6 protein-coding genes and 2 pseudogenes are annotated in these 12,881 nt (G+C 56.8%); all 8 read right to left on the reverse strand.

Annotation, left to right across the window (positions count from 1 at the left end):
- Positions 1-9 precede the first annotated feature (9 nt).
- Positions 10-2,169 (reverse strand): hypothetical protein, encoded by a 2,160-nt coding sequence (locus tag C0Z19_RS27855; RefSeq protein WP_146011969.1) that lies wholly within the window; start codon positions 2,167-2,169, stop codon positions 10-12.
- Positions 2,170-2,417: 248 nt separating this feature from the next.
- Positions 2,418-4,748 (reverse strand): hypothetical protein, encoded by a 2,331-nt coding sequence (locus C0Z19_RS00850; RefSeq protein ID WP_102607896.1) that lies wholly within the window; start codon positions 4,746-4,748, stop codon positions 2,418-2,420.
- Positions 4,749-5,047: 299 nt separating this feature from the next.
- A pseudogene (locus tag C0Z19_RS00860) lies at positions 5,048-5,628 on the reverse strand (ROK family protein); the annotation flags it as partial.
- A pseudogene (locus C0Z19_RS00865) lies at positions 5,629-6,125 on the reverse strand (ABC transporter permease); the annotation flags it as partial.
- Between the two features lie 341 nt (positions 6,126-6,466).
- A complete protein-coding gene (locus C0Z19_RS27860; protein ID WP_146011970.1) occupies positions 6,467-8,785 on the reverse strand; it encodes a hypothetical protein in 2,319 nt (772 codons plus the stop codon).
- Positions 8,786-9,643: 858 nt separating this feature from the next.
- The gene (locus C0Z19_RS00885) at positions 9,644-10,846 is read right to left on the reverse strand and encodes an ROK family transcriptional regulator (RefSeq protein ID WP_102607900.1); all 1,203 of its coding nucleotides are present in this window, start codon (positions 10,844-10,846) and stop codon (positions 9,644-9,646) included.
- A gap of 94 nt (positions 10,847-10,940) precedes the next feature.
- Complete coding sequence (locus C0Z19_RS00890) at positions 10,941-11,738, reverse strand: ATP-binding cassette domain-containing protein (RefSeq protein ID WP_102607901.1); 798 nt, start codon at positions 11,736-11,738, stop codon at positions 10,941-10,943.
- A gap of 89 nt (positions 11,739-11,827) precedes the next feature.
- Positions 11,828-12,826 carry an ABC transporter permease gene (locus C0Z19_RS00895; protein WP_425330256.1) on the reverse strand — a complete coding sequence of 333 codons (999 nt, stop codon included), beginning with the start codon at positions 12,824-12,826 and terminating at the stop codon, positions 11,828-11,830.
- Positions 12,827-12,881 lie beyond the last annotated feature (55 nt).

A 12,881-nucleotide genomic window follows, 5' to 3' on the forward strand; every position in this document is an offset into this window, starting at 1 on the left:
GGCGAAAGCTTAGTCTCCGTTATTTGTCTCGGCAGCGTTATTGATTTGAGCCAGATTGACGTTTCTTTCATCGTAGGCGCCATCCAGCATTCTGTTCATGGTGTTCTTGTCCTGGTCTTGAGCGAAGTGCTCGGCGAGATAGTGTGCAAACTTCCTTCCTGGTGGGCCGGCTACTTGTCCTGCGAGACCTATTGCAACCTTTTTATTGTAGTTGTCTACCTGTCCCGGAGCGTCGAGATACGAGAGCTTTTTCAGGGTTTTCGCTACGGTCACCAGTCGTCCACTTCCGGTTAGCATCCCTGCTGCTTGCATCGCTTTTGCAAACGGACCGCTGGCAACGGCAATAACATCCAGAACCGTGCGAACGACCGCTTCCGTGTATTCGTGCCGCTTGTAAGCGAGCCAGGCTGAGTAGAACGGGACGACCCATTGCATGCGATGGATCATTTTTTCCAGCCTGGTTTCACCATAAGCCTGATACTTGAATGCGTCGACGATACTGTCGGCTAAATAACTTCCGGCTTCTTCGAAAGCCAGATGTATGTTTGCATAGCTGTCGAAAATGCTCGTTACAATTATATTATATCTATTGATATCTTTGTTCTTCGTATTAAAAAATAAATTCAAGTGCTTCCTGATCCAATGATCCTGTCCTGCTTTGCTTGTGGGTACGCGAATCATGGGTGGATGATGTGCGGGCGCAATAATATACGATTCCCGTCGTCCCAAATATTTGTCATCGACCTCCAAAAGGTAACCGATGGATGTCATCTCGGATCTCTGAAGATCCCCTTCGCGTGTCCAGGCGTCATTGCCTCGGGTTGGCTCTAGCAGCGTAATTGTTTTCAATGTGTAGGTGCCTCCAATCGTGTAGCCGAAGTTGTAGAGACTCCGTGCTGTTTCATTGAGTTCGCGTGTGATGTTCTGTGCCGCCACTTCTTTTACGGTCGCGATCATACTCCAGAATATTTTATTGAGATCCGGTAGTGCCTTGATTTCGGGTGCGTATCTTTGTGTAAAGGTCCATGCCCTCGTTTGGTAGTCAATGTATGAATCGATGCCCGGTTCGAGGTACGGCTCGTCCCCGGAGCCTGGAATATCAAAGAGCGCCCAGGAACTGCGGTTATAAAGCGCATAGGGATCTACTCCACTTGCTTGCATCAAAAATACGCCGAGGTCTTCCTTCCTGGAAAGAATGTTCCCCAATATCTGATGTAGCACGGGTTCAGGGGCCACCGCGCTGATGTTGTTGTGGTGCCCATGGTGGTGCCCGTGTCCACTGCCTCCGTTGTGGTGATGCCCGTGATCACCGTTAGCGTTGTTGTGGTGCCCTTGTCCACCGTTTCCCCCCTCTTGGTGATTGTGATGCGGGGTTCGCGTAACGTGATACCGACGGCGTGCTGGAGCGGCCGCACCGCCGGGGAAAGGCCATGCCGAAGGCAGGTACTCGTTATCGGTGGTGTCGTCCAAAAATGGCCGGCTTAGCCAGGACAGGTCATACCAATCATTTGTGGGCTGTGCGGACGCCGTTTTTACGGCGTTCGGTTGCTGCGTCGATGAATTTGTCGATGTCGCCGACAATCCTTCGGATGTCATCGAGTCGGCTGAAGGATGGCTGTTCGTCGCGCCGGATGCATCGCGCTGTTCGAAAATATCGCAAATGCGTGCGGCGAATTCCGCGATATCTCCAGACTCAAACAGATCTTGTGCCGACGTCACATTGTGACGCGGGACTTTTCCATATCCATATTGCTGCGCCGCCACCCGCCCCATCAACCCTGACGATGGCACCCCCGTTTTTGTCGGGCGCTTGGCTGCGCGGGCGGGGACGACAACTGCGTTTGCGGTGCCGCTCGACGGCGGCTCGGGGCGAAACGGGCCGGCTCTGTTCCCAAACAGCTCTGCTCGGAGATTCATTTCTCCCTGCACTTCGAATGCAAAATTAATTGCGAATGCCAAGCCTATATAAAATTTCAGTCGCCGATAAAGTTCTCGTTGGATAGCTGCCGCTTTTGTATGACGTACGATAGGTGGTCTTTTGTAAAAGAAAATGTTGCTGGCGTCGATTAATTGTCGTGTGTTTGCCAAATCCAGCGATTTCGTTTGCTTGTGGATGTTTTTGCTTCGATTTTGCCGGCGGGCTTTGAATGCGAACTCATCGCGCGGCATATGACAGCCTCTCGCAGGTGGGTGAGGCGCCGACCTGGAGTGTCTTCGCCGGTGGGCGCGAAAGGGCGTGCAGCATTCGATATTCTTGCCGACACGCTAGTAGTAAGAGCCTACGAATGCAACTTGTAACGACGAGCTGGTGGTCGACGGTATCGGGTCGGCTCATATAGTGAATTGGATTACCGTTTTGCCGCCGCTTGCGATCCTTGACGAAAGGCGGGTGGCTTAAACTCTCTGACCGGTAACCATTAGTTTTGATGCCGATGATGCCGATGACCCCGTCCGTGATGGTTGTTGGGTTCGTGCAGAACGAGAACGTTCGCTCCAAGGTCTGCATCCTGCGCTACCTCTTGTCCTGGCTTAAATGCGTCGAGTGCTGCTTGCGTTGTAGAGAACAGTTTAATTTTAACTCTGCCATGAGGAATATTGTGTTCTGCGTGCTTGCGAGTGCGGCTTCCCCATTTTTGCAGAGAGTAGACGGCAGTCCCTGCCGGGCGGAGGTGATGAGAATCGCCGATAGGCGCGTCAATGACAAATTCTTGACTGTCGCCGAATCGTCTGGCGGTCACGAGATATTGGACTTTGGGGTGATCACTTTCTGCACGCCATACAAGCATGCATATGACTTCCGTTTTATAGCCTCCATCGGCTAACGTATGCCTGATGCGCGAGATCGCCTGCGAAGAGGTCGCAACTTGCTCTTCAATGACACTGTTGCGAATCCAATTATCCTTTGTTATTAGTTCGTTGATTTTTGTAAGATCGTTCTTAGCATTGGCTGATAACGGTGGCAGCTTGTCGTCGGGTGTGCTGCCATGATCTAGTGCTTGCAAGCTCCGAAATGTCAGCGCCGTTTGTACGACATCGTCGGAAAGATCTGCCATGTCACCTATTCCATTTTTAATGAATCTATTCTTCAAAAAGTTCTTGAGGCCTTTGGAATGTTTTGTGATGTATTTAAAAAATACAACTCCCTTTCCTCTTACTACTGGTATAAGACTGGCTCCGATGGTGAGGAAGAACGTCGTGTAGTCTTCCAGTTCAAGGGCTCGGTTGAGGTCGTAAAAACTTCCCGGGTCGATCATTCCGCGAGCCAGGTGAATGAACTCTTGGAGCTGAGTTTCTCCGTATGCGAGTCGCTTCAGCGGAACAATAATGCGGTCGACCAAATCGGGGACTATTTTATCGACGGCGGCGCCGGCGGTGACGTCATGCATGGTTCCGCGCGCGTAAAATGAATCAATTCCATCGAAATTCATATCAGGTGTGAAAAACAGATACCTGTTCTCACTTATCCATCGATACAAATCGACGGTTTTTGAGATCGGAAAAACCATGTCATCATCCAGCGGAGTCAGCGCAAAATACCGCGTTCCGCTGTCGCCGTGCAGTGCGACTATGAATCCGCGATCTCCTTTCTGTGGTCTGAGTTTATCAATGGGGTCTGCGTTAGAATTGTGAGCGGAGACCGTCATCAAATCGATCTTTGTGTCGCGTTCGATTCCGTGGTCCGCAAGCGCGGTATTGAGCGCACGAATACCACGCTCCTTCGATTCTTGGATATGTGCATCGTATGCTTCTTTAAAAAGCGCTTCCTTCGGCCAATATAAATTCTCCGGGTAACGTCGAACCAGGAACGGAAGCATTTCTGTGTCGGCATCGAGGGCGAGCTCCACGTGCGTCTTTGTTTGATTGACGCGGAGATTTGCGGTCAGCATGTTTTGGCTAAAGGTTTGCCAGCGATCCGTCAGAACATATTTTTGATCGGGATCCTGACCGTTCAGCTTTATCGCCATTCGGTACACGATCTCTCTTGTTGGCGCTTCGCCGAGCATATGCTGCGAGAACGAGCTAGGCCGCTTCGAGCCCCAGGGAAGCGGAATGCTCAGTTTCCCTGCACTCGGACTCGACTCGCGCTTTGACCTGACCTGCTCAGAGTTTGCCGTCGTCGCGTTGGCCGGCGCCTGTAAGGCTTGCTCAAAGTGGGCCGGCTTAAACTGTTGGACGTTTGTCGATTGCGACTCTGGCACGGAGGTGCCGGCAGTTTGCTCGTCTGGGGCTTCATCGCTCCCCGTATCGGAAGCTCCCGGGGTTTGCTCCGGTTCGGCGCTCGGGGCGATGCTCCTTCCGTGATCGGCCAGGAGCCTTGAGTGCAAGTTCACATGGGCGGCCGTGCTGCTGACGGAATGCAGAAGCAAGCCGCCTAGGATGAGTTTGGTCGCTAGGGGAGCATTCCCAAACATCAGGGGTGTCCCAGCGTCAATATTTCGCAGCGCCTCCTGCCGTGCAAGGAGTTGCTCCGTTCGGCCGGCGTTTTCCGTCACCCGATCCACAATGTTCGCTTCGTGTGCTCTGCGCGGATCCTGCACGCGCGGATACGCGCCATGCTGCGCTCGCAGCGCATGCAGCAGGTCCTTCTCTTCAGGAGAAATCGCAGACGCTGCCGCCGCATTTGCTTCAGGCTTCCACTTGTTGGCCGCCTGTTTGGGGCGGTACCTTTGCACCTGGTGCTGGTATTTTCCGATGGGCATGGGGAGGGTGACCGGCAAAAGGATGACCGCGCGGAGACAGTCAGGCATGCGTCTCGGCCTGCGGGGGAAATACTTGCGTTGCTCGGTTGTCGCGACACCGTAGTCCCGGCAGGACGCGAATGCAACGCTGTGGCGCCGTCACTCTCCGATGCCTGTCAATTTGCCTCACATAGTGCGATGCGTGCGCCATCAGGTGTGTCACGCGCCAAGCCACCACCAGAAACAGCGCCAACGCACGCTCGAGTCGTTCAATCTGGTTGGGGCGGGCGGCATTTTGTGGGCGAAAGGCCAGGCCCGAAGGCGCGTCGTCAACCTTGCTCGCCGCGTCGCTCCATTCGCGTAGGCCCTCAATCCTTCAAGAACAATTCATGCGTCGGCGCAAAGTGGGCATAAAGCGGCAAGATCGCACCGCCCATCGCCCTGGCATCAGGACCGATCGTCCCCTCGATCAGCTGCGGCCTGACCATTCCCTCCCATTCGATCCGATCGAGTGCCGCTTGCGTACGCCTTATCATCTCGCGCATGAGTTGCCGGTCGATTTCTCCGTCCATGACGACGGCCTCCAAATCGAGCAGGGCGGTGGATGTCGCGATCGTCATCGCGATCGCAGGGCAGGCTTCGTCGAGCCATCGCTCGGTGACGGCCCAGGCGTCGGGGCTGAGCGCGCGATGATCGTGGGCGGCCGCAGCCGGGATGCCCGCCGCGACGAACCGCTGCTCCAGCACGAAGCCCGATGCCGTGTGCAGAAGTTGCCTCGCCGCATGCCCGTTACCGAGCGCAAGCGGCATCGACCCCACCGCGCCCGCATTCCCGTGCGGCCCGCCATGCAAACGGCCGTCGATGACAAACCGCCACCGATGAAGGTGCCGACGAACAGATAGAGAAACGAGCGAATCCCTCGTCCTTGCCCCATGACGAGTTCTGCGGCACCGTTGCGAAACACGCCTACGATCAGTGCGCCGAGCAGGGTGCCCACGATCGATCCGCGTCCGCCGAACAAACTCGTGCCGCCGGGCACCACTGCCGTGATGCTGTCGAGGTTATCGGTTTGCCCGGCTTGCGGATCGCCCACGCCGGTGCGCGAGATGAGCAGGAGCGCCGCGATGCCGTAGATGAGCCCCGCGATCGAATAGACGGTCAGCAGGATTCGTTGCGAAGACAAACCCATCAATCGCGCGGCTTCCGGATTGTTCCCGAGCGCATACAGGTGCCGACCCGGTACGGTATTTCGGAGTACGAACCAGGTGACGAGGTACAACGACAGTGCCAGCAAGGTTCCGTAAGTCACCTCGGCCGATCCGACGCGGAACGCGTTGCCGAGGAACATCATCGCGTCGGGCAGATTCGATAACCGATGCCGCACAGGATCGCAAGAATGGGCGAGATGCCGAGATCGACGGCGAACTTGGTCATCACGATGGAGCCCAACAGTTTTCGAGGCGAACTTCGTATCCTTGCTGTCGACGCCGGACATCGGCTTATCGGTGATGAGCGTGACGCCCGTGTCCGTATAGCCGCTGACTTTCTTGCCCGTCTTCGCGTAGTCGACGCGTCGTCCACTTCCGGTTAGCATCCCTGCTGCTTGCATCGCTTTTGCAGACGGACCGCTGGCAACGGCAATAACATCCAGAACCGTGCGAACGTCCGCTTCGGTGTAGTCGTGTCGCTTGTAAGCAAGCCAGGCTGAATAGAACGGGACGACCCATTGCATGCGATGGATGTTCTGCCCCGGTGTTCGACTGTGATCGCCGCGGGCTCTTTCGCGCTCATGTCGCGGGTCGTCTTGTCGTACGTCTTCTCCCCCGTCCTCGCAATCCTTGCTTTGCCCGGTGTATCTTGGCGACCTTCCGAACGGTTTTCGCCACTTGGTAATGGCCATAAGCATCGTATGCTCGATCGTACGTCATAGACACTCCGTCAACGACATATTTTGCATACTTTGTTCGCTTGCGCTTGGTCGGAGCTTTTGGCGCTGATCGTACCGCGTCGATGTATCTGGGTGAGCCTCCCAACACCGAAACTCCAGCGCCGAGGTCGCTTCCCGGCGTAGCCGAGTGCCATTCACGAGAAACCGCTTTTGCTTCGGTAAAGGTGTCGAAGTCGGCATACTTCACCACACCGTCCCTTAAATCTGCGTTTGCGGCATCGCGGAGTGTCCTTGCCCAAATCTCTTCGGGGTCTACATTGAAAGAATCGGTGCTCGATTTTTTGAAATGAGTCGATCTGCCGTCGATGGCAAATAGTATGCCGTCACTGTTTTCATGCTTGGCCAAGACGACGGTATGGATCTTAGGCGTGTTATTCAGATCATTCTTTACCGAATCCCAAATCGCCACAAGACGAATCTTCGTTTTGTAGCCGTTTCTCTCTAACAGATTTTTTATGTATCGGGTTGCGGTTCCGATGTGCGTCTTCTCCTTCTCCATAAAGTACTGTACCCAGCTATCGCCGGCTGCGAGTCGCTCGAGCGCTCGCTGACGTCCTTGCATTACAGTTGTAAGGGGGGCGGGTTTGTCGCGGAATGACCTAAGACTTTCGATATCACCGGCGGGTTCTGCCGGCGAGTGTGCTGCGGATTGACCGCCTGCCTCCAAAGCGCCGCCCCCTTCATCCGGCAGCCCCGCTTTTGCACGGTTGTTCGCCGGGTTCCCTCCGCCCTCGGCAATTTCCGCGACGCTGTCCGACTTGCGAGCTTTTTTCATGCCGATCAATTTCTTTGCCCATTTTCTGCCGCGATTGACGACTTTAACCATTCGTTTGCCGCCCTCGCCTACGTAAGGGACGATTTCCCAACCGAAATAAATTAGCGCCTGTTCATTGTCGCCGTCTCGTAGTGCTTTTCCGATGTCGTACCCGGGAAATACCATTCCACGGAACATGTGAATGAATTCCTCTAGCGGAGTGTCCTGGCGTGCAGCTAATTTGAGGGTTGGAAAAATACGTCCCCACAATTGAGTTGATATATTATCGGCGGCCTCGTTGGAGTCGAGGTTGGCTTCCAGTTCCGTGGAGGTAAATTTGAACGCAGTGTCTAAGTCGACGTCTTCTTTAAAGAAGTATTTCTTGTGATCCTTGATCCACAAAGCTCTCAGATTGGCATCTCCCGGCATTCGATAAACCATAGTATCGTCATGAATCGTAATGGCGAAATACTTGGTTTCGATGCCGGTGTCGATCTTCATGACGTAGCCGCGATCTCCCTCGTATGTGAAGTGGTGTGCGGCGCCGAACTGCCCGGGAATCGAGTCTTTTACGAACACGCGGACGGCCATCACTGAGGCGCCATCGGCATGATCGATTCCAAATCGCTCGAGTTTGTGGGCGATTTTTTCGGACATTATTCTTTCGACCGAATCGCCGTGTGCTTTAGCGTTTATTTCGAAAACATCATCTATGTCTGGTAATTTGTCAAATATTTCTTTTGCTTCGTTTGTTATGTCTCTTTTGAAGAACGGTAGTTTTACGATAGAATTTTCGAGATAGAGTTCTAGAAGTGTCTTGCTGGAATCGAAAATTCCATTCATGTTTTGCGTCATTGACTCGCCTGATGCAAAGTAGGTATCCGTATACTCATACTGTTTTGCCGGGTCATAACCACCTTCTTTCAAAACCATCTCGCCTAGCTGTCGCCTTGTCGGAAATAGGCCAACCGCCGTCGTCATGAATCCGCTGGTTTGACTATGGACGATGTCGCCGACATCGTCGGATTGCTGATGGTGTTGACGAATGTCATGACGGGGCGCCGCGTTCTCACGGCGTTGGTGTGTCGCGTCTCGCACCACTCTCACAAGCGGATCCGGTTTTGGCGGTTCGTCGCTTGTGCTCTGCGGTTGCTCAAAGCGATTGTCATCCGTCGCGTTACGCGGCATCGCCGCCGAGACGTCCGGCTCGGCCGTTCTGCTGAACGCTGAAAAGAATTTGGACAAGAACCGTTGCGGAAGGGACGCGTAGGAGTGAGCGGGATTGTTCGAATCCGGTGCAGTCCGGTTCTGCTCTGGCATCGGGCCGGGCTTGCTCGTATTCGCCGCGATACCGGGTGGCATGCCGGCAGTCAAAGCCGAATAGGTGCCGGTGAAGAGTTGCACTATGGGAATAGACGATATTGCTACGCCCCACCAATCCCATGTGTCGGGGGAGGACGGCTCTTCGGGCTCTTCCTCTTGTATCGCTTGTAGACGGTGTTGTCTGCGCAGCAGCTTGTCCGTGTGGCGCGCATAACGCTGATGCTCGTATCGTAGGTTGGCCCGGAGGATGTCCGCGTACCAACTTTGCTGTCCGAGGGGTGTATTGTCACGCCACGCTTGCTCCAACTTTTCAGCTTGACGCTTGGCGGCGTCCTTTTTCTTTCGCTTGACCGGTTGGGACTTCCGGCCCCGAGTATGCGTAACGTTTATACCCATAGTGCCGTATCTCACCGAGGGGTGCGTAAGGGGGCGCCAGTCAGCCGCGTACCTCTCGAGTCATCCGAGGGGCATGCATCTCGCGACCTCATAGTCGTCGTACGGTAGCCCCCGAAATCTGGCGGTGCAACAGCAACCCGTAACCGCTTCTCGATGAGCGTGATCGCGGCTCACATAGTGCGATGCGGACGCCTTTGCTCAGCAGATCCGAATTTCTGTGTGTGAGGCGGGTCGAACTCACAGCCCGATGTTGAAGCGCTCAGGGGAAAGCAGTGCGAACCGGGTCACTGCGCTTTACCAATCATGTCGAGACCCGGTCCATCTGGCAATGACGTTAGGCGGCGCCAGCCAGCGGGTCAAATCGCAGCGGCCGATGCCCTCACCGTGAGAAGTCCGGCGATACGGCGCACTGATTGCGCCACGGGGCAAAGATCGGGCTATCGTCGCCGACGGCGAGCGAATGAGGGGCATTGGATTGCGTTATGTACTGCGACGCAACAGCGGGAGGCGAATAGGGAGCGCAACCGTTGGTTGCCGCAGACGCTAATCCTTCAAGAACAATTCATGCGTCGGCGCAAAGTGGGCATAAAGCGGCAAGATCGCACCGCCCATCGCCCTGGCATCAGGACCGATCGTCCCCTCGATCAGCTGCGGCCTGACCATTCCCTCCCATTCGATCCGATCGAGTGCCGCTTGCGTACGCCTTATCATCTCGCGCATGAGTTGCCGGTCGATTTCTCCGTCCATGACGACGGCCTCCAAATCGAGCAGGGCGGTGGATGTCGCGATCGTCATCGCGATCGCAGGGCAGGCTTCGTCGAGCCATCGCTCGGTGACGGCCCAGGCGTCGGGGCTGAGCGCGCGATGATCGTGGGCGGCCGCAGCCGGGATGCCCGCCGCGACGAACCGCTGCTCCAGCACGAAGCCCGATGCCGTGTGCAGAAGTTGCCTCGCCGCATGCCCGTTACCGAGCGCAAGCGGCATCGACCCCACCGCGCCCGCATTCCCGTGCGGCCCGCCATGCAAACGGCCGTCGATGACCAAACCGCCACCGATGAAGGTGCCGACGAACAGATAGAGAAACGAGCGAATCCCTCGTCCTTGCCCCATGACGAGTTCTGCGGCGCAGGCGGCCGTCGTGTCTTTGGCGAACTCGACGGGGAGCCCGGTCATTGCGGCAATGCGAGACCGAATGTCAATCGCGTTCCAGGCTTCCAGCGCAGCGGGCGGTGCTCCTAAGAAATCGCGCCATCCGCCCATCCAAAGCGGTGCGGCCACGCCGATGCCGACGACCTTCGTGGCGCGGCTACCCAGCGTATCCATTACGCGCGCAAGTTTGCCTTCCAACGCCGGAAACAGCGTAGGGGGATCCGGGTAGGCGTACTCATGCACTTCGCGAGTACAGACATGCCCTGTGAAATCCAAGGCAAGCACATCGAGGCTGCGCCGTCCGACTTTGATGCCGATCGTGTAAGCGCCGTCGGGCCGCAATGCGATCGGCACCGAGGGTTGTCCGATCCTTCCGCGCACGCGCGCTTGCTTGTCGAGCAAACCGTCATCGATGAGCCGATCGACGATCATCGACACGCTTTGCATGCTGAGCCGCGTGAGCCGCCCGATGTCGGCTTTCGGAAGGGGCCCGTGCAGGCGTATCGCTTGCAGCACGATGCGCTCGTTGAACTGCCGCATGCCGACTTGGTTCGACCCGACCGTGCGCGTCAGCTGCGACTGCGTTCGAGCATTCATACGTAATGACCCTCAAACAGCGGCTTCGATGTCGACATCGCTGCGGTTCGAAACACGGCACAGCGCTGCGTCTCGCTGCGCCAGGCCAAACGAATCATGCGATCGCCCGAACGTCGGCTTGCTTGGCACCGGTCATGATCGCGACCGCATCCGACATGTGAATGTCTTTCGTATGGACGAGCGCCGCACGCCGCCCAAGTCGCTGAATATGGATGCGATCGGCGATTTCGAACACGTGCGGCATGTTGTGGCTGATCAGAATGACGGGTAAGCCGCGATCGCGCACGCGCCGAATCAGTTCGAGCACCATGTTGCCTTCCTTCACGCCGAGCGCGGCGGTCGGCTCGTCGAGAATGACGACATGCCGCGCGAATGCGGCGCTGCGCGCGACGGCCACCCCTTGGCGCTGACCGCCCGACAATGTCTCGACGGCTTGGCGCATCGATCGGATGCCGATCTGCAAGTCCTTCATGTGCGCCGTCGCTTCTTCGAGCATGCGCCGCTTGTCGATCATTTGCAGCAACGACCCGCGCCAGCCGGGCAAACGCCGTTCGCGGCCGAGGAACAGGTTTTCCGCGATCGTCATGGCGGGGGCAACGGCCAGTTCCTGATAGACCGTTTCGATCCCTTTCGCGCGTGCGTCGAGCGGGCTGCGGAATTTCACCGGCGCGCCGTCGAGCAGGATTTCTCCTTCGTCGGGCACGGTGGCGCCCGAAAGCGCCTTGATCAGCGACGATTTCCCCGCACCGTTATCGCCGATGACGGCGAGAATCTCGCCCGGCATGACTTCGAAATCGCAGCCGTCGAGTGCGGTCACGTGTCCGTAGCGCTTCACGAGGCCGCGCGCTTGCAGCACGGGTGTCGTCGTGGAGCTGGAGCTTGAGGTCGGCATGATGTTTCCTTGGCGAATGCAAATGCGAACACGAGTACGAACGCGTGGATGAGCACGCATCGAACGAATGGTCGGCGACGAGCAGTGCGTCAGCCGCGGCGATGCGAGAGCTTGTCGGCTGCGACGGCGAGAATCACGAGCACACCCGTGATCAGCACCTGATAGACCGACGAAACCCCGATCAGCGTGAGGCCGTTGCGAAACACGCCTACGATCAGTGCGCCGAGCAGGGTGCCCACGATCGATCCGCGTCCGCCGAACAAACTCGTGCCGCCGAGCACCACTGCCGTGATGCTGTCGAGGTTATCGGTTTGCCCGGCTTGCGGATCGCCCACGCCGGTGCGCGAGATGAGCAGGAGCGCCGCGATGCCGTAGATGAGCCCCGCGATCGAATAGACGGTCAGCAGGATTCGTTGCGAAGACAAACCCATCAATCGCGCGGCTTCCGGATTGTTCCCGAGCGCATACAGGTGCCGACCCGGTACGGTATTTCGGAGTACGAACCAGGTGACGAGGTACAACGACAGTGCCAGCAAGGTTCCGTAAGTCACCTCGGCCGATCCGACGCGGAACGCGTTGCCGAGGAACATCATCGCGTCGGGCAGATTCGATACCGTCTCGGCGTTCGAGTAGATCTGCGTGATCGCGAAGGCGATATTCAGCGTCCCGAGCGTGACGATGAACGCGGGCAGCTTCACGCGCGTGACGAGCACACCATTCAGGAGTCCGAACAATGTGCTTGCACCGATGCCGCACAGGATCGCAAGAATGGGCGAGATGCCGAGATCGACGGCGAACTTGGTCATCACGATGGAGCCCAGCGCCATCACCATGCCGCACGACAGATCGATGCCGGCCGTGAGAACGATCAGCGTTTGCCCGATGGCGATCACGGCGACGACCATCGTCTGCTGAAGAATCAGCGATAAGTTCTGGAACGACAGAAAGCGATGGCTTTGAGAAATGAAGAAGGCGCACGCGGCAATGAGGGCGATCAACGGGCCTGCTTCGGCGATCGTGGGCATACGATGGCCGCGCGAGTTCGGGACGGGGGCTGGCGGGAGCGGCCCGGCGGATTGAGTCGTCATGATGCGTCTTCTCCTGCTTCAACGTACGAAATGAAAGGCGGGGCCGGTGCGGCAA

The sequence above is a fragment of the Trinickia soli genome (genome assembly GCF_002879855.1).
In the GTDB taxonomy this organism is placed as follows: Bacteria; Pseudomonadota; Gammaproteobacteria; order Burkholderiales; family Burkholderiaceae; genus Trinickia; species Trinickia soli.